This is a genomic window from Streptomyces sp. cg36, assembly GCF_041080675.1.
Classification (GTDB): Bacteria; Actinomycetota; Actinomycetes; order Streptomycetales; family Streptomycetaceae; genus Streptomyces.
The window spans coordinates 6369539-6392562 of record NZ_CP163520.1 but is presented as its reverse complement, the minus strand read 5'-3'; the positions used below and the strand labels follow the sequence as shown (position 1 = coordinate 6392562).

General features: G+C 73.2%; 21 protein-coding genes and 1 tRNA gene. 8 read left to right on the top strand and 14 right to left on the bottom strand.

Annotated elements, in window-relative coordinates; translation table 11 throughout:
• Positions 1–22 precede the first annotated feature (22 nt).
• Positions 23–1039: a magnesium and cobalt transport protein CorA gene (locus AB5J87_RS28450; protein WP_369380577.1), complete on the top strand. Its 1017-nt coding sequence runs from the start codon at positions 23–25 to the stop codon at positions 1037–1039.
• Positions 1040–1055: 16 nt separating this feature from the next.
• Here the strand turns inward: AB5J87_RS28450 and AB5J87_RS28445 are convergent, their stop codons facing one another.
• Positions 1056–1844, bottom strand: coding sequence for a ferritin-like domain-containing protein (locus tag AB5J87_RS28445; RefSeq protein WP_369380576.1), 789 nt, complete (start codon positions 1842–1844; stop codon positions 1056–1058).
• A gap of 242 nt (positions 1845–2086) precedes the next feature.
• The gene (locus AB5J87_RS28440) at positions 2087–3142 is read right to left on the bottom strand and encodes an LLM class F420-dependent oxidoreductase (protein WP_369380575.1); all 1056 of its coding nucleotides are present in this window, start codon (positions 3140–3142) and stop codon (positions 2087–2089) included.
• 138 nt (positions 3143–3280) lie between these two features.
• On the opposite strand from AB5J87_RS28440, the gene AB5J87_RS28435 reads away from it, so the two are divergent.
• The gene (locus AB5J87_RS28435) at positions 3281–4264 is read left to right on the top strand and encodes an aldo/keto reductase (RefSeq protein ID WP_369380573.1); all 984 of its coding nucleotides are present in this window, start codon (positions 3281–3283) and stop codon (positions 4262–4264) included.
• Complete coding sequence (locus AB5J87_RS28430; protein ID WP_369380571.1) at positions 4261–6666, top strand: helix-hairpin-helix domain-containing protein; 2406 nt, start codon at positions 4261–4263, stop codon at positions 6664–6666. Before AB5J87_RS28435 ends, AB5J87_RS28430 begins: the two co-directional genes overlap by 4 nt.
• A 391-nt stretch (positions 6667–7057) precedes the next feature.
• Here AB5J87_RS28430 and AB5J87_RS28425 read toward each other — a convergent pair whose 3' ends face one another.
• Positions 7058–7723 carry a hypothetical protein gene (locus AB5J87_RS28425; protein ID WP_369380570.1) on the bottom strand — a complete coding sequence of 222 codons (666 nt, stop codon included), beginning with the start codon at positions 7721–7723 and terminating at the stop codon, positions 7058–7060.
• 47 nt (positions 7724–7770) lie between these two features.
• Between AB5J87_RS28425 and AB5J87_RS28420 the strand changes: the two genes are divergently transcribed.
• Positions 7771–7959, top strand: coding sequence for a DUF5703 family protein (locus tag AB5J87_RS28420; protein ID WP_369380569.1), 189 nt, complete (start codon positions 7771–7773; stop codon positions 7957–7959).
• An 87-nt stretch (positions 7960–8046) separates the two neighbouring features.
• Here AB5J87_RS28420 and AB5J87_RS28415 read toward each other — a convergent pair whose 3' ends face one another.
• The 3 genes from AB5J87_RS28415 to AB5J87_RS28405 all read right to left on the bottom strand — a co-directional run bounded on the left by AB5J87_RS28415 (position 8047) and on the right by AB5J87_RS28405 (position 10826).
• Positions 8047–8922: a chaplin gene (locus AB5J87_RS28415; RefSeq protein WP_369380567.1), complete on the bottom strand. Its 876-nt coding sequence runs from the start codon at positions 8920–8922 to the stop codon at positions 8047–8049.
• Positions 8923–9060: 138 nt separating this feature from the next.
• A complete protein-coding gene (gene chpH, locus AB5J87_RS28410; protein WP_369380566.1) occupies positions 9061–9294 on the bottom strand; it encodes a chaplin ChpH in 234 nt (77 codons plus the stop codon).
• Between the two features lie 206 nt (positions 9295–9500).
• A complete protein-coding gene (locus AB5J87_RS28405; protein ID WP_369380565.1) occupies positions 9501–10826 on the bottom strand; it encodes a M20/M25/M40 family metallo-hydrolase in 1326 nt (441 codons plus the stop codon).
• Between the two features lie 191 nt (positions 10827–11017).
• Between AB5J87_RS28405 and AB5J87_RS28400 the strand changes: the two genes are divergently transcribed.
• Positions 11018–11105 (top strand) — tRNA-Leu (locus AB5J87_RS28400).
• Positions 11106–11143: 38 nt separating this feature from the next.
• Positions 11144–12091, top strand: coding sequence for a pseudouridine synthase (locus AB5J87_RS28395; RefSeq protein WP_369380563.1), 948 nt, complete (start codon positions 11144–11146; stop codon positions 12089–12091).
• 96 nt (positions 12092–12187) lie between these two features.
• On the opposite strand, the gene AB5J87_RS28390 is transcribed toward AB5J87_RS28395, so the two are convergent.
• The 4 genes from AB5J87_RS28390 to AB5J87_RS28375 all read right to left on the bottom strand — a co-directional run bounded on the left by AB5J87_RS28390 (position 12188) and on the right by AB5J87_RS28375 (position 16409).
• Positions 12188–12817 carry an MBL fold metallo-hydrolase gene (locus tag AB5J87_RS28390; protein ID WP_369380560.1) on the bottom strand — a complete coding sequence of 210 codons (630 nt, stop codon included), beginning with the start codon at positions 12815–12817 and terminating at the stop codon, positions 12188–12190.
• A complete protein-coding gene (locus AB5J87_RS28385) occupies positions 12817–13902 on the bottom strand; it encodes an S-(hydroxymethyl)mycothiol dehydrogenase (RefSeq protein ID WP_369380558.1) in 1086 nt (361 codons plus the stop codon). Before AB5J87_RS28385 ends, AB5J87_RS28390 begins: the two co-directional genes overlap by 1 nt.
• A gap of 154 nt (positions 13903–14056) precedes the next feature.
• Entirely contained in the window at positions 14057–15508 is a 1452-nt protein-coding gene (locus AB5J87_RS28380; RefSeq protein ID WP_369380556.1) for an amino acid permease, read from the bottom strand.
• Positions 15509–15707: 199 nt separating this feature from the next.
• Positions 15708–16409, bottom strand: coding sequence for a FadR/GntR family transcriptional regulator (locus tag AB5J87_RS28375; protein ID WP_369380554.1), 702 nt, complete (start codon positions 16407–16409; stop codon positions 15708–15710).
• A 196-nt stretch (positions 16410–16605) separates the two neighbouring features.
• On the opposite strand from AB5J87_RS28375, the gene AB5J87_RS28370 reads away from it, so the two are divergent.
• Entirely contained in the window at positions 16606–17115 is a 510-nt protein-coding gene (locus AB5J87_RS28370; RefSeq protein WP_369380552.1) for a gluconokinase, read from the top strand.
• Between the two features lie 11 nt (positions 17116–17126).
• Positions 17127–18533, top strand: a complete 1407-nt coding sequence (locus AB5J87_RS28365; RefSeq protein ID WP_369380550.1) for a GntP family permease — start codon at positions 17127–17129, stop codon at positions 18531–18533.
• Here the strand turns inward: AB5J87_RS28365 and AB5J87_RS28360 are convergent.
• From AB5J87_RS28360 to AB5J87_RS28345, 4 genes are all read right to left on the bottom strand, one after another.
• On the bottom strand, positions 18519–19184 hold the full coding sequence (locus tag AB5J87_RS28360; RefSeq protein ID WP_369383695.1) for a cytochrome b/b6 domain-containing protein: 666 nt from the start codon (positions 19182–19184) through the stop codon (positions 18519–18521). The genes AB5J87_RS28365 and AB5J87_RS28360 overlap by 15 nt on opposite strands.
• Positions 19156–19821, bottom strand: a complete 666-nt coding sequence (locus AB5J87_RS28355) for a molybdopterin-dependent oxidoreductase (RefSeq protein WP_369383694.1) — start codon at positions 19819–19821, stop codon at positions 19156–19158. The genes AB5J87_RS28360 and AB5J87_RS28355 overlap by 29 nt, the downstream gene beginning before the upstream one ends.
• 160 nt (positions 19822–19981) lie before the next feature.
• Complete coding sequence (locus AB5J87_RS28350) at positions 19982–21502, bottom strand: APC family permease (protein ID WP_369380549.1); 1521 nt, start codon at positions 21500–21502, stop codon at positions 19982–19984.
• A 114-nt stretch (positions 21503–21616) separates the two neighbouring features.
• A complete protein-coding gene (locus AB5J87_RS28345) occupies positions 21617–22567 on the bottom strand; it encodes a hypothetical protein (RefSeq protein ID WP_369380547.1) in 951 nt (316 codons plus the stop codon).
• Between the last annotated feature and the right edge of the window lie 457 nt (positions 22568–23024).

The window sequence follows — 23024 nt, the reverse complement described above, 5'->3', positions numbered from 1 at the left end:
GGCGGTGCCGCTTCGGGGAAGAATGCGCGCCGTGATCGTCGACTGCGCCATCTACCGGGACGGCCGCCGCACCGAGGGCCCGGCGGACTACTCCGACGCCCTGGACGAGGCCCGGGCGTCCGGGGACGGGTTCGTGTGGCTGGGCATGTACGAGCCGACCGAGGACGAGTTCGCCATGGTCAGCAGCGAGTTCGGGCTGCACGCGCTGGCGGTCGAGGACGCCCTGACGGCCCATCAGCGGCCCAAGCTGGAGGTGTACGACGACTCGCTGTTCGCGGTGCTCAAACCGGTGACGTACGAGCCGGAGAGCGACACCGTCAGCACGGGTGAACTGATGCTGTTCATCGGCGACTCGTTCGTGGTGACCGTCCGGCACGGCGAGGGCTCGCCGCTGCACGACGTGCGGATGCGGCTGGAGGCCGAGCCGGAGCTGCTGCGGCACGGCCCGACGACCGTCCTGTACGCCGTGAGCGACGCCGTCGTGGACCACTACACCGAGGTCGCCGCCGAGCTCCAGACCGACCTGGAGGAGCTGGAGGCCGAGGTCTTCGCCCCGGTCGGCCGCGAGGGCAGGGGGCGCGCCCAGAACAACGGCAGCACGGTCGCCTCCCGGATCTACACCTTCAAGCGGCAGGTCCTGGAGTTCCGGCGCGCGAGCGGCCCGCTGGCCGAGCCGATGCAGCGGCTCTCCGGCGCCGGGGTGCCGTTCGTGCACGACCAGGCGCAGCCGTTCTTCCGCGACGTCAGCGACCATCTGACCCGCGCCAACGAAGGCGTGGAGGGCCTGGACCGGCTGCTCTCCGACATCCTCTCGGCGCATCTGGCGCAGATGGGCGTGCGGCAGAACGACGACATGCGCAAGATCTCCGCGTGGGCGGCGATGGCTGCGGTGCCGACCATGGTCGCGGGGATCTACGGGATGAACTTCACGCACATGCCGGAGCTGAAGTACGTCTGGGCGTATCCGGCGGTGCTGGTCCTGATGGCGGCGCTCGAAGTGCTGCTGTACCGCACGTTCAAGCGCCGCGGCTGGCTCTGAGGCGGCCCGGGAGCGGTCAGGCGAACTCGTGGGCCGCCAGCGCCGGTCCGCCGAGCGCGTCGCGGCGCTCGGGCATCGCCAGGGTCACCATGCGCCGCCAGCCGCCCGCCCGCTCGTACGCGTACACGCCGTGGATCCCCGCGGTCAGCGCCGCCGACTTGGCCCTGGGCCAGCCCAGGACCCGGCCCATCTCGTCCATCACGGCCAGGCTGACGTCCCGGTAGACGCGGATCTCGGCCAGCGCGCACTCGCGCAGCACCCGCTGGATGGTGCGGCCGTGGCCCGCGCGGGCCAGGCGCAGCAGCTCCTCGTGGCAGTACGCGAGGTGGTTGTCCTCGTCGTTGCTGATCATCCTGACCGCCCGGCCGACCTCGGGGTGGCCGCCGAAGTACCGCACCAGCATCACCATCTGGTCGGCGGCCCGCTGCTCGGTCACCCGGCTGTGCGCGAGGTAGGTGACGATGTCCTGCTCGGTGAGCGGCTCGGCGCGGCGCAGCCGCTCGTGGGCGAGCCCGATGCCGGCGCGCTCCAGGAGCATCGTGTAGTCGGTCCCGGGCGGCACCGGCAGCGGCGTCAGACCGCGCTTCTTCAGAAGGGCGTGGAAGATCCGGCCGTGCTTGTCCTCGTCGGCGCCGTGCCGCGCGATCTTGGGCGCGAGGTCGCGCCGGCCGGGCGGTACGAGCGCGCTGATGCGGCCGTTCTCCCAGCCCCCCTGGCTCTCGCCGCTGGCGGCGATCGAGCAGAAGAGCCGGAACGACTCGTCGTTGTCGAGGATCTCCTGGAACAGGCTCTTGGCCGAGAGCATCGCCGTACCTCCGCGTGACTTCCGTACAGACATCTGCAAAGAGCAAGTCAAATGCGAGGTACAGAACGGGGCAACAGGGATGCGGGTCGGCTGGGCCGAACGAAGGAACCGCGCGAGGCCGCCCGCGCCCGTAACCCGGGCGGCGCACGGCGCGTTGTTGGGGGTGACGGCCGTGGCGGGGAAGACCCCCCGAGCCCCCACCACGGCCGCAGACCTCCTCCCGGGTCACCCCGGGCCCCGCCTCACGCTAGTCCGGCGTGCTCCAGCGCCTCGACGCCCGCCCGCAGCGCCGCCACCCGCTCGTCCAGGGTGAAGCCGGCCGGGGCGAGGGTGAGCGTGGTGACCCCGGCGGCCCGGTAGGCCCGCATCCGGTCGGCGATCCGCTCCACCGAGCCGAGCAGCGTGGTGGAGTCGATGAGCTGCTGCGGGATGGCCGCGGCGGCGCCCGCCTTGTCGCCCGAGAGGTACTTGTCCTGGATCTCGGCTGCCTCCTTCTCGTACCCCATGCGCTGCGCGAGCTGGTTGTAGAAGTTCTGCTTGCGGCTGCCCATGCCGCCGACGTACAGCGCGGTGTACGGGCGGAACATGTCGGCCAGCGCCGGGACGTCGGCGTCCGCGCCGAGCGCCAGCGGCAGCGTCGGGCAGACGTCGAAGCCCTCCAGCGTCCGGCCCGCCTTCTCGCGGCCCGCGCGCAGATGGCGGATCGCGGTCTCCTCCAGGTGGTCGGCGGAGGGGAAGATCAGCAGCGCGCCGTCGGCGATCTCGCCGGTCTGCTCCAGGTTCTTGGGGCCGATGGCGGCGATGTAGAGCGGAATGTGCTCGCGCTGCGGGTGCACGGTCAGCTTCAGCGGCTTGCCCGGACCGTCCGGCAGCGGCAGCGTCCAGTGCTCGCCCGCGTAGCTGAGCCGCTCGCGGGTCATCGCCTTGCGGACGATCTCCACGTACTCCCGGGTGCGGGCCAGCGGCTTGTCGAACTTGACGCCGTACCAGCCCTCGGAGACCTGCGGGCCCGAGACTCCGAGGCCCAGCCGGAAGCGTCCGCCGGTGAGCGAGTCGAGGGTGGCCGCGGTCATCGCGGTCATCGCGGGCTGGCGGGCCGGGATCTGGAGGATCGCCGAGCCGACGTCGATGCGCTCGGTCTGGGCGGCGACCCAGGCCAGCACGGTGGGCGCGTCCGAGCCGTACGCCTCGGCCGCCCAGCAGACGTCGTAGCCGAGCCGGTCGGCCTCCTGGGCGACGGCGAGGTTGTCGCCGTCCATTCCGGCGCCCCAGTAGCCGAGGTTGATCCCGAGCCGCATGGCGGATCCCCTTACTGATCAGTAACGTCCCTGTTCCGGGGGACTCTAGCGCGCGGACGGGCACGGCGGCAGGGCTCCTCGGGCCGAGTTGTCCACAGGCTCCCACCGGTGACGGCCGTGGCCAGTACTCTCGCGCCCATGGAGCAGAGGCACCTGGGCCGTACGGGCCTGCGCGTATCCCGGATCGGGCTCGGCACCCTCACCTGGGGCCGGGACACCGACGAGCACGACGCCGCCGATCTGTTGAAGGCGTTCTGGGAGGCGGGCGGCACGCTGGTCGACACCGCCGATGTGTACGGGGGCGGGGACGCGGAGTATCTGCTCGGGCGGCTGGTGGAGCGGCTGGTGCCGCGCCGGGACCTGATCATCTCGACCAAGGCGGGCAGCGTGCCCGACCCGGACCGGCGCTTCGACGGCTCGCGCGGCCATCTGCTCGCCGCGCTCGACGAGTCGCTGGAACGTCTCGGCACCGACTACGTCGACATCTGGCAGGTCCACGCGTTCGACACGGCGACCCCGCTCGACGAGACGCTCCAGGCGCTCGACATCGCGGTCGCCAGCGGGCGCGTGCGGTACGCGGGAGTCTCCAACTTCTGCGGCTGGCAGCTGGCCAAGGCCGCGACCTGGCAGCTCGCCGCCCCCGGCACCCGGGCCCGGCTGGCCGGCACGCAGATGGAGTACTCGCTGCTCCAGCGGGGCGTGGAGCGGGAGGTGCTGCCGGCGGCGCGGGACCTCGGGATCGGGCTGCTGCCGTCCTCGCCGCTGGGACGCGGGGTGCTCACCGGGAAGTACCGCAACGGCACACCGGCCCACTCGCGCGGCGCCTCCGAGGTGCTGGCGCCCTTCGTCGCGCCCTATCTGGACGAGGCGGCGAGCCGGATCGTGGACGCGGTGACCATAGCGGCGGACGGCCTCGCGGCGACGCCGCTGCAAGTCGCCCTGGCGTGGGTCCGGGACCGGCCCGGAGTGACCGCGCCGATCGTCGGCGCGCGCAACGCGCAGCAGCTCACGGCGGCATTGTCAGTGGAGGCGCTTAGTCTTCCAGACGAGATCTGCCGGGCGCTCGACGATGTGTCGGCGCCCGTCCACCGCTACCCCGACCAGGACTGGAGCACCTTGTGACCGCGCTTCCCCCCACGACCGAAGGCGCCGCCGCCGAGAGCGCCACGGCAGAGGCCGCCACCCCGGCCGAGCCGGGCACGGGGGCCGTGCGGGAAGGGGGCGGGGCTGCGGGCGCGGGCCCCGAAGGGGCGGACGTCGAAGGCGCGGCGGGCACCCCGGAGGAGGGCGCCGCAGAGCCGGGTGCCGAGAGCCCGGACCCCGAAGGCGCGGATGCCGAAGGGGCGCACGCCGAAGGCGCGGAGGTCGAAGGCGCGGTACCCGAAAGCGCGGACGTCGGCGGCGTGGCTTCCGGAGACTCGGCGGACGCCTCGGAGGCGGGCGCCGGGGAACCGGGTGCCGAGGGTGTGGGCGCAGAGGGCGTCACCTCCTCGGCGGCCGGTGAACTGTCCGAGGCCCAGGCCGAGTTGGCCGCGCAGCGCGAGCTGCGGGCCAGGATCGCGGCGCGCAAGGCCGAGAAGGAAGGGCCCGTCGACGCCGGGACCAAGCTCAGCGGGCAGGCCGCCGACCTGCTCGCGGCCGTACGGGCCGTGGAGAGCGGCGAGAAGTCGGGCGCGGCCTTCTTCACCGAGGCCCCGGCCCCGCGCCGCCCCGCACCCGCCCCGGCGGCCCCCGCGCCCGTACGGACCGCGCAGCCCGGACCCGTGCGTCCGGCCGCCGGGCCCGAGGCACTGGCGGCGGTGCGCGAGGTGCTGAGCGGCGGCGGCGCGCCGGACTCGCTGGCCCCGCAGGTCACCGAGGCCCTGGGCGAGCAGGCGGCCGAGGTGCTGCGGACCGACCCGTGGCAGCTGCTCGCCGTGCCCGGGGTCCGCCCCGAGCAGGCCGACGGCTTCGCGCGGGCGCTGCTCGGCGCCGAGTGCGGGCCCGACGACCCGCGCCGGGCCGCCGCGCTGGTCGCGTGGACGCTGGAGCGGGCCGCCGTCCAGGGCCACACCGCGCTGCCGGTGGCGGCGGTGCGGGCGGCGCTCGCCGAGCGCTCGGTGCCCGACCCGGACGAGGCGGTGCAGCACGCGGTCGCGGAGGGCGTGGTGCTGGTCTTCCAGGACGGAGTGGCCGCGCTGGACGGCGAGGGCGACGAGCCGGGGGCCGGGGAGGACGACCCGGAGGAGGAGCAGGCGCCCGCGCCCGTGGAGGTCCTGCTGGGCCTCGACCGGTTCGCGCTGGCCGAGGAGAGCCTCGCCGACGGCCTGGCCCGGCTCGCCAACGCCCCGGTGAAGGAGGACGGTTCGGTCTGGGAGGACGCGGCGGCCTCCGCCCCCTCGCCGTCCGCCGCCGAGCTCGTCCGCGCGGTCGCGAACCACGGCGTGGTCACCCACTCCGGCGGCGAGGCGGCCCGCGCCGAGTCGGCCGCCGTCGTCACCGCGGCCCACGGCATGGGCCTGCGGGCGGCGGCAGCGGCGCACAACGGGGACGGCCGCCGCAGGCTGGCCGGGGCGGTCGGCGCCGAGCGGGCGTTCACGGTGGCCGCGCTGCTCGGCGGTGAGGGCCCCGGCCGGGACGAGGACGGGGCGCTCGCGCTCGACGTACTGGTCGTCCAGGACGCCCCGCAGCTGGACGTGGAGGGCGCGGCGGCGCTGGTCGAGTCGCTGCCGGACGGCTGCCGGCTGGTGCTGGGCGGGGACCCGGAGGTGCTGGGCTCGGCGGGCGCGGGCCGGGTGTTCGCGGATGTGCTGGCGGCCCGGACGTTCCCGCACGTGGCCTCGCGCACCCCGGACCCCGGCCCGCTCGGGGAGCTGGTCTCGGGGATCGGGATCGGCGAGCTCAACCAGGTGGAGGCGCCCGGCAAGGAAGTCGTGATCGTGCCGGTGCGGGACGCGGGCGAGGCGGTGCACCGCTGCGTCCAGCTCGTCGCGGACTCGGTGCCGCGCGCGATCGGGGTGCCCGCCGAGCAGACCCAGGTGATCACGGTGGGCCACGGCGGCTCGGCCGGGACCCGGGCGCTCAACGCGGCACTCAAGCAGCGCCTCAACCCCGGCCCCGGCCGGTTCGCGGGCTTCGACCCGGGCGACCGGGTGGCGTACGCGGCGGCCCCGGGCCGTACCGAGGTGGGCGTGGTCGACTCGGCGGGCCCGGACGGGCTGCGGCTGGAGTGCGGCGGCGAGCCCGTGGTCGTACCGAAGGAGCGGGTCGAGGCGGTGCTGCGGCACGGCTGGGCGCTGACCGCGCACCAGGCGGCCGGGTCCCGCTGGCCCGCCGTGGTGGCCGTGCTGCCCGGGGACGCGGCGCAGGGGCTCAGCCGGGCCTGGGTCTACACGGCGTTCGGCCGCGCCCGGCGCCATCTGTCGGTGGTGCACGGCGTGGACCAGGCGCTGGCGCGGGCGGTGGCCCAGGTCCCGGCGGCGGAGCGCACGACCCGCCTGACGCCCCTGCTGGAGGCGCTGTTCCGGACACCGGAGACGGAGTAGCGCCCGGGGCGTGGCGGCGCCCGTGACCGAGTAGCACCGGAGCCTGGGGCGCTCCGGACCGGGCCCGGGGCCGGACGCCACCTGCCCCCGGAGCTCTGGGACCGGGTGACACCGGAGACCGGCCCCGCGCCCGAGGCGGTCCCGCACCCGCCGCCTGGCACCCGATACCGGGGAGCGCGCCACGGCGAAGGCCGGGGACGGCGAAGGCCGTCGCCGGGGTGGACGAGGGGCGGGGCAGGCCCATGGCCTGCCCCGCCCCTGTCGTCGGTCGGGAGTCCGTCCCCCCACTCCCGGTCAGAACCGCCCGGCGATCCCCCGGCTCCCGGTCAGGACCGCCCGGCGGTCCCCCCGGCTCCGGGTCAGGACCCCGACGTGGTCGTCCCGCTCCGGGTCAGGACCCCCCGGCGTGGTCGTCCTCGTCCTCCAGCTCGTCCTCGTCGAAGACCGCGCTGACGTCGAACCGGCACACCACCCGCTGTGGATCGGCGTGGTCGAAGGGGGTGCTGAGCCACTCCCCCGGCTCGGGCAGCTCGTCGGCCGCCGACACCCAGAGCGTGGAGTCGCCCTCCTCCAGGCCGAACTCCTTGTGCCGGGAGGCGATTTCGTCCGGTTCGTACTCCCCGAAGAGCACCCCGAGCGCCGCGTGCACGCTGGTGCCGACCACGGCCGCCGCCCGGTCGCCCTTGGCCGAGTCGTCGGCCTCCGGGTCCAGGTCCGCGATCCGCTGGGCCTGGGCGAGCAGCCGCTGGGGCTCCACGACCGCGTAGTCGCGGCGGATCAGGACGCTCAGCGCGTTCGGCTCCTCCGGGCCCGTGTAGGGCGGCAGGGAGTCGTCGGCGCCCGGGATCTCGAAGGGGGTGACCTCGTCGTACCGGTCGTAGAGCCGCTCGTCGTACGCCTCGGCAGCAGCCGCCAGGGCGTTGAACGCGTCGTACACGGCAGGATCGTCGTCCCCCGTGCGGCGTTCCACCGCCTCGAGGTGGCGGTCCAGCGCGGCTTTCACCGCGTCTGCGGCGGCACGTACCTCGGCAGCTGAGGGCTGGGAAGCATCAGACATAGTGCAGACGCTATCCGTACCGGGGCTCTGCCCGCACAATAGATGCGATGCCGGAATACGAATTTGTCGACGTGTACGTGCCGCGCGGAGTGTCCCGCAAGGAGACGGCACGCCTGCTGACCGACCACGCCGAGTACGGACACTGGGAATTGGACCGACTGAGTCTGCTGCGTGACGGCAGCCGCAGAGTGCGGTTGCGCCGACGGATCATCCGCCAGCTGCGCGCCACGTGGTGATGAATGGTGTGACAAAACGGATCGGGCCCCGCCACCGCGGGGCCCGATCCGTTTTGTCGCAAACCTGTCGCTCGCGCGGCCGAGGAGTTACGCCCCGGCGCGGGCGCGGCGGTACAGCGCGGTCCCGGCGAGCAGCAGGCCCGCACCGGCCGGCAGGGCCACGCCCACCGCGTCCGACCCGGTGTGGGCCAGGGTGGCGACGCCCTGCGGGGCCGTCACGCCCTGGGTGGCGGGGCCCTGCGGCTTGACGCCGGAGCCGCCGGGGCCGCCCGGGGTGCCCGGCTTGCCGGGGGTGTGCGGGTGCTGGCCCGGCTTGGTGCCGTGGACCGGCTTGACGCCCTCACCGGGCTTGCCCGGGTGGTGCGGGGTGCCGGGGTGGTGGCCGCCCGGGTGCTCGCCGTCGCACGGCTCACCGGGCTTGCCGGGGTGCCCGGGGTGACCCGGCTGTCCCGGGTGGTCGGGGTGGCCCGGATGTCCGGGGTGCCCCGGGTGACCCGGGTGCCCGGGGTGGCCCGGGTGGTGGGCGTCGTCGGACACGTTGGCGCAGCCGTTGCCGAACACCGGGTTCAGCGCGCCGATCACGGTGACGCCGTTGCCGCAGGCGTTGACCGGCACGTCGACGGGGGCCTGGACGCTGTTGCCGGAGCCGACGCCCGGCGAGCCGCTCGCCCGGCCGTGAGCGGTGGCGCCCCCTCCGTGCGCCCCGCCGTGCCCGGAACCCCCCTTGTTGGCACAGCTGTTGCCCATCGCCGGGTTGAGCAGCCCGATGACGTTGACGGTGTTGCCGCAGGCGTTGACCGGCACGTGGATCGGTGCCTGGATCGAGTTGCCGGACAGGACCCCCGGGGAGTCGGTGGCCGCGCCCCTGGCGCCCGCGTCGGCGTGTGCGTAGCCGCCGGTCATGGCGATGACGCCACCGGCGGCCGCCATGGTGATCAGACCTTTGGCCGTGACCTGTCGCATAGGTTGTTTCCCTGCCTTCTGCCTACCGGATACTCCCGGATCCGTTGCGCCCGGGAGCGGAAGCCGGGCGGCCCCGGAGTGCATGGCGCGCACTTCCGGGGCCGCCGGGCTCAAGCCCTCATGGGTTGGGGCACAACGTCACTTGTTGATGCAGGTGTTGCCGAAGGCGGGGTTCAGCAGCCCGATCACGGAGACCGTGTTGCCGCAGACGTTCACCGGCACGTGGATCGGGACCTGGATGACGTTGCCGGAGGCGACGCCCGGGGAGTTCACCGCGGCACCCTGGGCACCGGCGTCGGCGACGGCCAGACCCGCACCCGCGAGAACCAGACCACCGGTGACAGCCGCAGCAGCGACGACCTTCTTGATCATTACTTCCTCCTTGTTGGCAAAGGTGCGATCCCAGCCGCGGACCGCACACCCTGTAACGAGGAGGAAGTTATGGGGCTACGAGCTTATGAACGCATTCACTCTTCTCAGTCGACTGCGCACATCTGGCCGATTGTCGGCGCGCCGCCCCACCGGAAACGCCCCTGGTGAGGCGTAGGGGTGCCGGGCGGACCCGGCACCCCCGCGCGTCAGGACGCGTCCAGGAACCGGTCGAGGACCCGTACGCCGAACTTGAGTCCGTCCACCGGCACCCGCTCGTCCACGCCGTGGAACATCCCGGCGAAGTCGAGCTCCGGCGGCAGCTTCAGCGGGGCGAAGCCGAAGCAGCGGATGCCGAGGTCGGCGAAGGACTTGGCGTCGGTGCCCGCCGAGAGCATGTACGGCACGGCCCGCGCGATCGGGTCCTCGGCCACCAGCGCGGTCTGCATGGCGTCGACCAGCGCCCCGTCGAAGGTGGTCTCCAGCGCCTTGTCGGCGTGCACGTCCTCGCGCCGGACCCGGGGCCCCAGGAGCCGGTCCAGATCGGCCAGGAACTCCTCCTCGTACCCCGGCAGGAAGCGCCCGTCGACATGGGCGGTCGCCTGCCCCGGGATCACGTTGACCTTGTAACCGGCGCCGAGCTGGGTCGGGTTGGCGGTGTTCTGGAGGGAGGCGCCGATGAGCTTGGCGATGCCGCCGAGCTTGGCGAGCGTCTCGTCCATGTTCTCCGGGTCGAGCTCGGTGCCGAGCGCGTCGCCCAGCTCGTCCAGGAAGTGCCGCAGCGTCTTGGTGACGCGCACCGGGAACTTGTGCCGTCCGAGCCGGCCCACGGCCTCGGAGAGCTCGGTGATGGCGTTGTCCTTGTGGATCATCGAGCCGTGTCCGGCGGTGCCGTCCACGGTCAGCTTCATCCAGTGCATGCCCTTCTGGGCCGTCTCGACGAGGTAGAGCCGCAGGTTCTCGTTGACGGTGAAGGAGAAGCCGCCGACCTCGCTGATCGCCTCCGTCACGCCCTCGAAGAGGTCGGGGTGCTTGTCGACGAGGTGGCGCGCCCCGTACGTGCCGCCCGCCTCCTCGTCGGCCAGGAAGGCCAGCACGACGTCGCGCGGGGGCTTGCGGCCGCTGCGCAGCCGGTCCCGTACGACCGCGAGGGTCATCGCGTCCATGTCCTTCATGTCGACCGCGCCGCGCCCCCACACGCACCCGTCGGCGATCTCGCCGGAGAACGGGTGGTGGGTCCAGTCGTCGGCGTTGGCCGGGACGACGTCGGTGTGGCCGTGGATGAGCAGCGCGGGCCGCGACGGGTCCTCGCCCTGGATCCGGGCCACCGTGGAGGCCCGCCCGGTGTGCGACTCGAAGATCTGCGGTTCGAGCCCCACCTCCGCGAGCTTCTCCGCGACGTACTCGGCCGCCGCCCGCTCCCCCGGACCGGAGTGGTCGCCGTAGTTGCTGGTGTCGATCCGGATCAGGTCCCGGCAGAGGTCCACGACCTCGTCCTCGCCGGTCACGCCCGGTGTCTTCGCCGACTCGCTCACGCTGCTGCCTCCCGCTGCCACTGACGTCTTCGTAGTCCCCCTCATCCTCCCCCCGGTCCCCCCGCGGGCCCAAGGGCGGCGTCCCGTCGACATGGGACGTTCACGCAGGCCACGGGGGTGATCGAGCACCCCCAGATGTTTGCTATTGTTTTCCACGTCGGAACGGGCACGGCCCGCGAGACAGACACCTTGTCCGGGTGGCGGAATGGCAGACGCGCTAGCTTGAGGTGCTAGTGCCCTTTATCGGGCGTGGGGGTTCAAGTCCCCCCTCGGACACCACTTGAGAACCCCAGCCCAGCTGGGGTTCTCTTGTTTGTGTGAGACGTCGTTCCAGGATCCCCCCGGCCCCGCTCCCCCAGCGCGACGGCATCGACCCCGTGCGGGTGCGGCTGCCCGCCGATCCCGGTGGGGCGTGGGGGACCGTCGGGGAGCATCTGGTCGAGCGGTTCCGGGGGGCCGTCGGGGCCGAGCGGGTGGCGCGGATGCTGCGCGAGGGGCGGTTCGTGTCCGTGGACGGGCCCGTGGACGCGGGCACGGCCTACCGGGCGGGTGCCCATGTGTGGTTCCACCGCGACTTCGCGCCCGAGGTGCCCGTGCCGTTCGGGATCGGGATCGTCCACCGCGACGAGCGGATCGTGATCGCCGACAAGCCGCACTTCCTGGCGACCACGCCCCGGGGGCGGCACATCACCGAGACCGCCGTCGCGCGGCTGCGGCGCGATCTCGGGCTGCCGGAGCTCCAGCCCGCGCACCGGCTCGACCGACTGACGGCGGGGCTCGCGCTGTTCGTGGTGCGGCCCGGGGACCGGGGCGCGTACCAGAAGCTGTTCGCCGAGCGGCGGGTGCGCAAGGAGTACGAGGCGGTGGCCCCGTACGACGCGTCGCTCGCGCTGCCGGTGACCGTGCGCAGCCGGATCGTGAAGGAGCGCGGGGTGATCGCGGCCCGCGAGGAGGCGGGCGAGCCGAACGCGGAGAGCCGGATCGAGCTGGTGGAGCACCGGGCGGGGCTGGGCCGCTACCGGCTGCTCCCGGCCACCGGGCGCACCCATCAGCTGCGGGTCCACATGAACTCCCTGGGAGTGGCCATCCTCAACGACCCGGTCTATCCGGTGGTGGCCGAGGAGCCCGAGCCGGACGACTTCGGGGCGCCGCTGCAACTGCTGGCGAGGGTGCTGGAGTTCACCGATCCGGTGGACGGGAGCGTCCGGCGCTTCGAGAGCCGGCTGCGGCTCGCCGCGTGGTACGGCGACGAGGGCCGCCGCTGACCACCGCCCCGTGCCGCGAGGTCCTGGAGGCGGCGCGGGCGCCGGCCGGGTACCTGGGCCCGCACGGGCGGGCCCAGGTGTGCTCCTCGACGGGCCTCAGTGGCCGCGCCTGATCCACTCCTCCAGCTGGGGCGCCTCGGCGCCCACCGTCGTCGAGTCGCCGTGGCCGGTCCGCACCACCGTCTCGGGCGGCAGGGTCAGCAGCCGGTCGCGGATCGAGTCCACGATCGTCGGGAAGTGCGAGAACGAGCGGCCGGTGGCGCCCGGCCCGCCCGCGAACAGGGTGTCGCCGGTGAAGACCGTGCCGAGCCCGGGTGCGTAGAGGCAGACCGCGCCCGGGGCGTGGCCCGGGGTGTGCAGGACGGTCAGCTCGGTGCCCGCCACGGTCAGGACGGCGCCGTCGGCCAGTTCCACGTCGGGGGCCCGCTCGGGGTGGGTGAGCTTCCACAGCGGCAGGTCGTCGGGGTGCAGCAGCACCGGTGCGCCGGTGGCCGCCGCGACCTCGGGGGCCGCGTCGATGTGGTCGTTGTGGGCGTGGGTGCACACGACGGCGCGCAGCGTACGGCCGCCCAGCGCGGCCAGGATCGCCTCGGCGTCGTGGGCGGCGTCGATGACGACGGCCTCCTCGTCGTCGCCGACGATCCAGACGTTGTTGTCGACGTTCCAGGTGCCGCCGTCCAGGGTGAAGGTGCCGGAGGTGACCAGGTGCTCGATGCGGGCGGCCATCAGAACGTCACCACCGAACGCAGCACGTCGCCCTCGTGCATCCGCGCGAACGCCTTCTCGACCTCGCCGAGTTCGATGGTCTCGGTGACGAACGCGCCGAGGTCGATCCGGCCCTGCTGGTGCAGGTCGATGAGCAGGGGGAAGTCGCGGGAGGGCAGGCAGTCGCCGTACCAGGACGACTTGAGCGCGCCGCCGCGCCCGAAGACGTCGATCAGCGGCAGCTCCAGCTTCATGTCGGGGGTGGGCACTCCGACCAGGACGACCGTCCCGGCCAGGTCGCGGGCGTAGAACGCCTGCCGGTAGGTCTCGGGGCGGCCGACCGCCTCGATGACCACGTCGGCGCCGAAGCCGCCGGTGTGGGCGCGCACGGCCTCGACGGCGTCCTCCGTGCGGGAGTTGACGGTGTGGGTGGCGCCCATCGTGCGGGCGGTGGCCAGCTTGCGGTCGTCGATGTCGACGGCGATGATCCGGGCGGCGCCCGCCAGCCGCGCGCCCACGATCGCCGCGTCCCCGACGCCGCCGCAGCCGATGACGGCGACCGAGTCGCCGCGCCCCACGTTGCCGGTGTTGAGGGCGGCGCCGATGCCCGCCATCACCCCGCAGCCGAGCAGCCCCGCGACGGCCGGGGAGACCGACGGGTCGACCTTGGTGCACTGCCCGGCGGCGACCAGCGTCTTCTCTGCGAAGGCGCCGATGCCGAGCGCGGGCGACAGCTCGGTGCCGTCGAGCAGGGTCATCCTCTGCCGGGCGTTGTGGGTGTCGAAGCAGTACTGCGGGCGCCCGCGCCGGCACGAGCGGCACTGGCCGCACACCGCGCGCCAGTTGAGGACCACGAAGTCGCCGGGGGCCACGTCGGTGACCCCGGCGCCGACCGACTCCACCACTCCGGACGCCTCGTGGCCGAGCAGGAACGGGAAGTCGTCGTTGATCCCGCCCTGCTTGTAGTGCAGGTCGGTGTGGCAGACGCCGCACGCCTGGATCTTCACCACGGCCTCGCCGGGCCCCGGGTCCGGCACCACGATCGTCTCCACCCGCACGGGTTCGTTCTTCCCCGGTGCGATGACCCCTCGGACCTGCTGCGGCATACGTGGACTTCCTTTCTGGCACCGCCGGTACGCGCGGACGCGTACGGGCGGAAATGTGTACGGGCCCGACCTCCGCACGTTACTCGCACCGCGCCGAAGGGCGGCACCCCGCGCCGGGGTGCCGCCCTTCTCACACGCGTTCCGCGAGCGGTGGCTACTTGGCCGCGAGCTCCGTGACCCGCTTGCGGACCAGGTACCAGCCGCCGACCAGCATGGCCGCGATGATCGGCAGACAGTAGACGGTGGTGCGGCCGACGCCGCCGCCGTACCACATCAGGTAGAGCACGGTGGCGAGGAAGACCAGCGTGACGATCTGGGTGTAGGGGGCCCAGGGCAGCTGGTAGGAGGGGCGGCTGAGCAGCCCGGCCCGCGAGCGGCGCCAGAAGAGCAGCGAGCAGATCATGATCATCGCCCAGGTGCCGAGGATGCCGATGGAGGCGAAGTTCAGCACGATCTCGAACGCGTCGTCCGGCACGAACTTGTTCAGGGCGACACCGGCGGCGCCGAAGGCGGCGGTCAGCAGCACACCGCCGTAGGGCACCTGGCCCTTGTTCATCCGGGCGGTGAACTTGGGCGCGGAGCCCGCGACGGCCATCGAGCGCAGGATGCGGCCGGTGGAGTACAGGCCCGAGTTGAGGCTGGAGAGGGCGGCGGTGAGGACCACCAGGTTCATCACGCCGGCCGCGCCCGGCACGCCGAGCTTGTCGAGGACGGTGACGAAGGGGCTCTCGTCGCCCGAGTAGGCGGTGTACGGCAGGATCAGCGCGAGCAGGACGACCGAGCCGACGTAGAAGATGCCCACGCGCCACATGATCGAGTTGATCGCCTTGGGCAGGATCTTCTGCGGGTTCTCGGTCTCGCCGGCCGCGACGCCGCAGAGCTCGACCGAGGCGTACGCGAAGACGACGCCCTGCACGACCAGCAGCATCGGCAGCGTGCCCATCGGGAAGATGCCGCCGTGGTCGGTGATGTTGGCCAGGCCCGGGGTGTTGCCGTCGACGCTGTGCTGGGTGACCACCAGGTAGATGCCGACCAGCATGAAGCCGACCAGCGCCACCACCTTGATGATCGCGAACCAGAACTCCATCTCGCCGAAGTACTTCACCGAGATGAGGTTGGCGGTGAGCACCACGGCCAGCGCGATCAGGGCGAGCACCCACTGCGGGATGTCGCTGAACATGGCCCAGAAGTGGGCGTAGGTCGCGGCGGCGGTGATGTCGGCCACGGCGGTGGTCGACCAGTTCAGGAAGTACAGCCAGCCCGCCGTGTAGGCGCCCTTCTCGCCCATGAACTCACGGGCGTAGCTGACGAACGCGCCGGAGGAGGGGCGGTAGAGCACCAGCTCGCCGAGGGCGCGGACCACGAAGAAGGCGAAGACGCCGCACACCGCGTAGGCGATGGCGAGCGAGGGGCCCGCGCCCGCCATGCGGCCACCGGCACCGAGGAACAGACCGGTGCCGATCGCGCCGCCGATGGCGATCATGTTGATGTGGCGGGACTTGAGGTCCTTGCTGTAACCGGCGTCACCGGCGTCGATGTGGGGGGTGCCCTGCGCCGGCGCTGTCGCGCTGGTCGCTTCGGCCGCAGGCATGGTGCGGTCACTCATGTAGCTGTATCGCCTTCGTGAGGGGTCATGCGGTCGTGCGATACCGGTCTGAGCCGGTGCTGCGTCCCGTTCCGGTGAGCTCGATGGGCGTCACCGCGGCGTGGCTGATTCGGGACATCGTCGCGGCTCGGCGTGGCTTTTGGCAGTGGCCAATGTCACGAACGGGCAGATCTGTGATGAATCTGAGGTAAATCTGAGCTTACGGGGCGAGTACGTCGAGTTCTCTGAGGGCCCCCACCGCGATCTCGCGGGTGAGTCTCTCGGCCCGTTCCGCGTCCCGCTCCCGGACCGCCTCGGCCACCCGTACGTGCAGGGTGACGGCCGCCGGATCGGGATCCTCGAACATCACCCGGTGCTCGGTGCGGCCGGTCAGGACCTCGGCGACCACATCGCCGAGCCGGGCGAACATCTCGTTGCCCGAGGCGTTGAGCACGATCCGGTGGAAGGCCACGTCGTGCACCAGGTACTCCTCCAGGCGGCGCCCGCGCGAGGTGGCGACCATGCCGAGGGCCCGCTCGGTGAGCGCGGCGCACTGCTCGGGGGTGGCGTGGTGGGCGGCGAGCCCGGCCGCGACCGGCTCCACGGCCGAGCGCAGCACGGTCAGCGAGCGCAGCTGGCGCGGCCGGTCGGCCCCGGCCAGCCGCCAGCGGATCACCTGGGGGTCGTACACGTTCCACTGCTCGGTGGCGCGGACGGTCACCCCGACCCGGCGCCGGGACTCGACCAGCTGCATGGACTCCAGGACCCGGACCGCCTCGCGGATCACGGTGCGCGACACGTCGAAACGCTCGGCGAGCGCGTCGCCGCGCAGGACGCTGCCGGGCGGGTACTCGCCCGCGGTGATCGCCCGGCCGAGGGTGTCGAGCACCTGTGCGTGCAGTCCCTGGGCCTGTGTGGTCATGGGCGTAAGGGTACGGGGCGGTGGCCCGGCGGCCGGACGGGCGCGCGGAGCTCGGAGCTGAAAAGTATTACTTATTCATCACAGGGTCTTGAATACGTCGCACCTTTTGGGTTTCAGTAGCGCGACGGACCGCTGGCCGAAAACGACCCGCGGGTCCGCACCACATCGATGTCGACGAAGACAGCGAGGCACCCCTATGAGCACCCCCCACGTCGTCGTGGTGATGGGCGTGGCCGGTACCGGCAAGACCACCATCGGCCCGCTGGTCGCCGAGTCCCTCGGCGTCCCCTACGCCGAGGGCGACGACTTCCACCCGGCCGCCAACGTCGCCAAGATGTCCGCGGGCGTCCCGCTGGAGGACGCCGACCGGTGGCCCTGGCTCGACGCGATCGGACGGTGGGCGCACGGCAGGGCCGGGCTCGGCGGGGTGGTCAGCAGCTCCGCGCTCAAGCGCGCCTACCGCGACCGGCTGCGCGCCGCCGCCCCCGGCCTGGTCTTCCTGCACCTGACCGGCGAGCGCGAGCTCATCGAGCGGCGGATGCGCGAGCGCAAGGGGCACTTCATGCCCACCGCGCTGCTCGACTCGCAGTTCGCCACGCTCCAGCCGCTCACGCCCGACGAGGCGGGCGTCGCCGTCGACGTGGCCGGCACCCCCGAAGAAATCACCGACCGGGCCGTCGCCGCGCTGCGCCGGCTCTCCGTCTGAAGGACCACACCGTGACCAGTCTCAGCGTCGAGATCCTGGCAGCGGGCGCCACCGGGCCGATCACCTCCGCGGGCAACGCCCGGCTGGGGATCGCCGTACTCGCCGGCATCGCCGTCATCGTCCTGCTCATCACCCGGTTCAAGCTCCACGCCTTCCTGGCCCTCACCATCGGCTCGCTGGCGCTCGGCGCCTTCGCGGGCGCGCCCCTGGACAAGGCGATCACCAGCTTCAGCACCGGTCTGGGCAACACCGTCGCCGGAGTCGGCGTGCTCATCGCGCTCGGCGCCGTACTCGGCAAGCTGCTCGCCGACTCCGGCGGCGCGGACCAGATCGTCGACACGATCCTGGCCAAGGCCGGCCGGTCCGGCGGGCGCGCGATGCCCTGGGCGATGGTGGCGATCGCCTCGCTCATCGGTCTGCCGCTCTTCTTCGAGGTCGGCATCGTGCTGCTGATCCCCGTGGTGCTGCTCGTCGCCAAGCGCGGCAACTACTCGCTGATGCGGATCGGCATCCCGGCGCTCGCCGGGCTCTCGGTGATGCACGGGCTGATCCCGCCGCACCCCGGCCCGCTGGCGGCGATCGACGCGGTCGGCGCCAACCTGGGCGTCACGCTCGCCCTCGGTGTGGTCGTGGCGGTCCCGACGGTGGTCATCGCCGGACCGCTCTTCTCCCGGTACGCGGCCCGCTGGGTCGACATCCCGGCGCCGGAGCGCATGATCCCGGCGCGCCCCTCCGAGGACCTGGAGAAGCGCCCCGGCTTCGCGGCCACCGTGGCGACGATGCTCCTGCCGGTCGTGCTGATGCTGGCCAAGGCGCTGGTCGACATCGTGGTGGACGACCCCGAGAACCACCTCCAGCGGGTCACCGACGTGGTCGGTTCACCGCTGATCGCGCTGCTCGCGGCCGTGCTGGTGGGCCTCCTCACGCTCGGCCGGGCCGCCGGGTTCACCAAGGAGCGGATCTCCTCGACCGTCGAGAAGTCGCTCGCCCCCATCGCCGGGATCCTGCTGATCGTGGGCGCGGGCGGCGGCTTCAAGCAGACGCTCATCGACGTGGGCGTGGGGCAGATGATCCTGGACGTCTCCAAGGACTGGTCGATCCCGGCGCTCCTGCTGGCCTGGCTGATCGCGGTCGCGATCCGGCTGGCGACCGGCTCGGCCACCGTGGCGACGATCTCCGCCGCCGGTCTGGTGGCCCCGCTGGCCGCCGACATGTCGACCGGGCACGCGGCCCTGCTGGTCCTCGCCGTGGGCGCGGGCTCGCTCTTCTTCAGCCATGTCAACGACGCCGGGTTCTGGCTGGTGAAGGAGTACTTCGGGATGGACGTCGGCCAGACGGTCAAGACCTGGTCGGTGATGGAGACGATCATCTCGGTGGTGGCGCTGGGCTTCGTCCTGCTGCTGTCACTGGTGGTCTAGCGGAGCCCGGCCCTTCCCGGACCGCTCCAGCGCGTCCAGCCACAGCCCGTGCTCCCTGCGGGCCCAGGAGCGCTCCACCGACCCGGTGCGCATGCCACGGCGTGCCTCCGGGTCGAGGAGCGCCATGGTCAGATGCCCGGCCAGGACGATCCCGACGGCCAGCGCCAGCCAGTCGTGCACGAAGGTGGAGCCGACCCGGACCGGCAGCGGCGCGAGGTGCGTGAACCACATCAGCAGCCCGGTGCCCAGCAGCACCAGCGCGGCCCCGGTGATCCACCCCGCGTAGACCTTCTGCCCGGCGTTGAACTTGCCCGCCCTGCGCGGCCGTTCGTCGCGGGCCAGCGCCGAGCGCAGCCAGGCGCGGTCGTGCGTCCCGAAGCGGTTGAGGCGGCGCAGATCGCCGCGGAAGGCCCGCGAGAGCAGCCCCGCCAGCACGGGTACGGGCAGCAGCGCGCCCGCGTACTCGTGCACCGTCACCACCAGCTCCCGGCGGCCCACGGCCTCGGCCAGCTGCGGCAGGTAGAGCACCGCCGCCGACAGCACGCACACGCCGAAGACCAGCGCGTTGGCGCGGTGCACCCAGCGCTCGGCGCGCGTGAACCGCCTTACCCGCGCGTCCGGTTCAGCTCGTGGGGTGGTCCTGGCGCCCATTGGACCGGCCGACCCAGGCGTCGATGTCATAGCCCCGCTCCTCCCAGAATCCCGGCCGCGCCGTGCCCGTCACGGTGATCCCGGAGAGCCATTTCGCCGACTTGTAGAAGTACATGGGCGCCACGTAGAGGCGGACCGGGCCGCCGTGCGCGTGCGACACCGGCTTGTCCCGCATGCCCAGGGCCACCAGCACGTCGTCGCGGCGGGCCTGTTCGAGGGTGAGGCTCTCGGTGTACGTGCCGTCGAAGCAGGTGAAGCGGACCGCCCCGGCCCCCGGCCGCACCCCCGCGGCGTCCAGGAGCCGGGACAGCCGCACCCCCGAGAACGGGGTGCCGGGCACCCGCCACCCCGTCACGCACTGCACGTCCCGCACCAGCCGGGTCTGCGGCAGCGCCCGCAGCGCGTCCAGGGTGTAGGTGGCCGGGCGGTCGACCAGACCGTCGACGGTGAGCCGGTAGTCGGCGGCGCCGCGGTGGGGTACGGAGGCGGCGACCGAGTAGTAGCGGAAGCCGCCGCCGTTGGGCAGCAGCCCGGTGAGGCCGGTGGGGTCCTTGCCGGCGGCGGCGCCCAGGAACGACTCCAGGCCGCGCTGGAGGACCGGGGCGGCGGCCACCGTGGCGACGCCGAGGCCGAGCATGCCGAGCACGATCCGGCGGCCCACCGGGGTGCTCTCGGCGTCGGGGGGCGGGGGTGGTTCGGGGTTCACCCTCCGATTCGAGCACCGGCGGCCCCCGGACACCAGGGGCCGCGGCGCTCCGTCACCGTTCCGTCAGATCCGCCGTGCCCGCCAGGGGTGCCTAGACCCGGTCGAGCCCCGCCGCCTTCTCCAGCTGGAACGCCTCGTTGCCCTGCCCGATCCGGGCGTGCGCCTCGGGCCGCACCGCCCGCACCACCAGCCCGTACGCCACCCCGCCCACCAGGGCGAGCGCGATGATCGAGGGGAGGATCCAGCTGAGCGCGGAGTCGGGGCCCGCGCCCACCAGGACGTCGAAGTCCTTCACCGTGTAGACCGCGATCACCAGGAGCGCGATCCCGGCGATGCCGGAGGCGAGCAGCCGCCACACCTGGGCCCCGGCCGCTCCCCGGCGTACGAAGAAGGCGATGACGGCGAAGCTGGCGGCGGCCATCAGCACGATCACGCCGAGCGCGCCCACGTTGCCCATCCAGGTGAACAGGTGCAGCACGGCCGCGGTCGGGTCGCCCTTGGGCTTGTCGTCGGTGAGGGCGAAGGCGGCCACGACCACCAGCGAGATCGCGCTCTGCAGGAGCGAGCCGCTGCCGGGGGCGCCGCTGCTGTGGTTGGTCCGGCCGAAGGCGGCGGGCAGCAGGCCCTCGCGGCCCATGGCGAAGACATAGCGGGCCACGACGTTGTGGAAGCTGAGCAGCGCGGCGAACATGCCGGTCACGAAGAGCACGTGCAGCACATCGGTGAAGGTGGTGCCGAGCCGGTCCTCGGTGAGCCCGAACAGCAGCCCAGGGCCGTCCTTGCGGGCGGCGTCCACGATGCCGGACGGGCCGGCGGCCACGTTCAGCGCCCAGGAGCTGAACGCGAAGAAGACGGCGCTGAAGCCGACGGCCAGGAACATCACCCGCGAGACGACCAGATGGGGTCGGCTGGTCTCCTCCGCGTACACCGGGGCCTGCTCGAAGCCGGTGAACGCGGCGATGCAGAAGCACAGGGCGGTGCCGATCCCGGCGCCGCCCAGCGTGGACGGGTTGAACGCGTGCAGCGAGAGCCCCTCGCGGGCCGGGTCGGCGACGGCGGCGAAGTCGAAGACCACGACCAGCGCCACCTCGATGACCAGCAGTACGCCGAGCACCTTGGCGTTGAGGTCGATCTTCAGCCAGGCGAGCACGCCGACCGCGGCGACCGCCGCCATGGCCGGGATCCACCAGGCGATCTCGACGTCGAGGTAGGTGGCGCAGAGGCTGGACGCCTCGAAGCCGAACATGCCGTAGATGCCGACCTGGAGGGTGCTGTAGGCGACCAGCGCCACGAAGGACGCGCCCGCCCCGGCGGTGGGACCGAGGCCCCTGGCTATGTAGGCGTAGAAGGCGCCCGCGTTGTGGACGTGGCGGCTCATCTCCGCGTACCCGAAGCTGAACAGGGCCAGGACGGCGCCGAGGATGAGGAAGAGCAGGGGCTGGCCGACGATGCCCATCACGCCGTACGTGGTGGGCATGACGCCGGCGACCACCATCAGCGGGGCGCTCGCCGCGAGCACCGAGAGCAGCAGCCCGGAGGTGCCGAGCCGGTCGGCCCGCAGGGCTCTCTCCTGTCCCTTGTACGTACGGATCTCGCTGGTGTCGCTCGACATGGCGGGGGTGGGCCTTTCGACGGGGGCGCGGGGGTGGGGCCGAGGGCGGTACGGGGCTTCCTTGCGGGTCTTCACGTGCTGCTACGGGGTCCTGCGGGGGTGTCGCGGGTGGGGCTAGGCGGTGCCCAGGGCGGCGTCGCGGGCGGCCTGGAAGGCGCGGTACGGGTCCCGGTCCGGGTACGACCAGGGGGCGGGCGTGAAGTGCCGCCCGATGCGGTGGAAGAGGGCGGCGGCCTCGGCCGGGCGGCCCTCGCAGTGTTTGGCGTGGGCGAGGAAGTTCAGGTCGACCCCGGCGCGCGGGTGGTCCTCGCGCTCCCACTCCAGCCACCAGTCGAACGCCGACCGGATCACCTGCTGGGCGCGGCGGCCGGTCCAGTGCGCGGAGTCGACCGGGTCGCCCGGGGCCGCGCCCGCCGCCGCCAGCACCCGGTACCGCTCGGCGTGGGCGACCAGCGGGAGCAGGGCGAGCGGGGAGTCGGCGGGGGCGCGCGAGACGGAGGCCGCGGCGAACGCGTACACCTCGTGCATCGGGTCGGCCCCGTCGCCCGGACGCCGCTCGGCCAGCCGGGCGGCCATCAGATGGTGGGCGTGGTGGTGGTCGGGGTGGCGGGCGCACACCTCCGCGAAGATCTGCTCGGTCTCGTTGTCCGAGCCGCGGGTGCGGGAGAGCGCGAGCAGGGCCAGCCACGGGGTGGGGTCGGCGGGGGCCAGTCTGGCCGCCTCCAGACAGGCGTCGCGGGCGCTCTCGTCGCGGGCCTTGCCGATGAGGGCGCGCGAGACCAGGGCGCAGGCGTACAGGGCCGCCGCGTCCGCGCTGTCCGGCTCGGCGAGCAGCCACTCCCGGGCCCAGGCGGCGGAGGTGCCCGGCTCGCCCAGCACGGTGAGACGGTGGCCCCGGCGGTCCCAGTCGTCGCCGGTCGCGGCCAGCAGCGAGCGGACCCGGGTCCACCGACCCTGCGCCAACTGGGCGCGGACGTCGATGAGTTCGACGTCGTCGAGCGCCGGGTCATGGGCTCGGCCGCCCCTTCGGCGGGGCCGTCCGAGCGGAGGCGGGGGCGGGGGCATCCGCGGTACTTCCCATGGGGTCGTCGTGGATGGGGGCTGGGCCGGTGTGGCTGTTGGGGCCGGTGGGACGAGTGACAGGTTGATCGCGGACAGCAAAGCGGTACCCAAGGCTCCTCGTCAAGGTTGGACCGGGGGCAACTTGCCACCGCGCACCCGGCTTTGCCCCCGCCACCGCCGGACGGGCCCGCGCCCGCCCGGACCGCCCACCGGGGCACGGCCCCGCGGAGGGTGCCGCGAACCGCGCGGACGGGCCCGGCGCCCGCGGCCGGGAACGGGGCCGAAAGCGGGGCCGGACGCAGAGCCGGAAGCCGGACCGGGATCAGGAGCGGAGGCGGGACCTGAAACTGGGCCGAATGCGCGGTCCGGGGACGCCCCGCGGGGGTACTCGGGAGGCGCCCGATCGCGGGGAGCGCTACCCTCAAGCAAGTTCGCACCCCCGGCCCGCACTTGAGGTGTA

Bases quoted from the DNA above. Each gene is read 5' to 3' on its own strand.
- AB5J87_RS28450 (WP_369380577.1), top strand. From the start codon at position 23: ATGCGCGCCGTGATCGTCGACTGCGCCATCTACCGGGACGGCCGCCGC.
- AB5J87_RS28445 (WP_369380576.1), bottom strand. From the start codon at position 1,844: ATGCTCTCGGCCAAGAGCCTGTTCCAGGAGATCCTCGACAACGACGAG.
- AB5J87_RS28440 (WP_369380575.1), bottom strand. From the start codon at position 3,142: ATGCGGCTCGGGATCAACCTCGGCTACTGGGGCGCCGGAATGGACGGC.
- AB5J87_RS28435 (WP_369380573.1), top strand. From the start codon at position 3,281: ATGGAGCAGAGGCACCTGGGCCGTACGGGCCTGCGCGTATCCCGGATC.
- AB5J87_RS28425 (WP_369380570.1), bottom strand. From the start codon at position 7,723: ATGTCTGATGCTTCCCAGCCCTCAGCTGCCGAGGTACGTGCCGCCGCA.
- AB5J87_RS28420 (WP_369380569.1), top strand. From the start codon at position 7,771: ATGCCGGAATACGAATTTGTCGACGTGTACGTGCCGCGCGGAGTGTCC.
- AB5J87_RS28415 (WP_369380567.1), bottom strand. From the start codon at position 8,922: ATGCGACAGGTCACGGCCAAAGGTCTGATCACCATGGCGGCCGCCGGT.
- chpH (WP_369380566.1), bottom strand. From the start codon at position 9,294: ATGATCAAGAAGGTCGTCGCTGCTGCGGCTGTCACCGGTGGTCTGGTT.
- AB5J87_RS28390 (WP_369380560.1), bottom strand. From the start codon at position 12,817: ATGGCCGCCCGCATCGAGCACCTGGTCACCTCCGGCACCTTCACCCTG.
- AB5J87_RS28385 (WP_369380558.1), bottom strand. From the start codon at position 13,902: ATGCCGCAGCAGGTCCGAGGGGTCATCGCACCGGGGAAGAACGAACCC.
- AB5J87_RS28380 (WP_369380556.1), bottom strand. From the start codon at position 15,508: ATGAGTGACCGCACCATGCCTGCGGCCGAAGCGACCAGCGCGACAGCG.
- AB5J87_RS28375 (WP_369380554.1), bottom strand. From the start codon at position 16,409: ATGACCACACAGGCCCAGGGACTGCACGCACAGGTGCTCGACACCCTC.
- AB5J87_RS28370 (WP_369380552.1), top strand. From the start codon at position 16,606: ATGAGCACCCCCCACGTCGTCGTGGTGATGGGCGTGGCCGGTACCGGC.
- AB5J87_RS28360 (WP_369383695.1), bottom strand. From the start codon at position 19,184: ATGGGCGCCAGGACCACCCCACGAGCTGAACCGGACGCGCGGGTAAGG.
- AB5J87_RS28355 (WP_369383694.1), bottom strand. From the start codon at position 19,821: ATGCTCGGCCTCGGCGTCGCCACGGTGGCCGCCGCCCCGGTCCTCCAG.
- AB5J87_RS28350 (WP_369380549.1), bottom strand. From the start codon at position 21,502: ATGTCGAGCGACACCAGCGAGATCCGTACGTACAAGGGACAGGAGAGA.
- AB5J87_RS28345 (WP_369380547.1), bottom strand. From the start codon at position 22,567: ATGCCCCCGCCCCCGCCTCCGCTCGGACGGCCCCGCCGAAGGGGCGGC.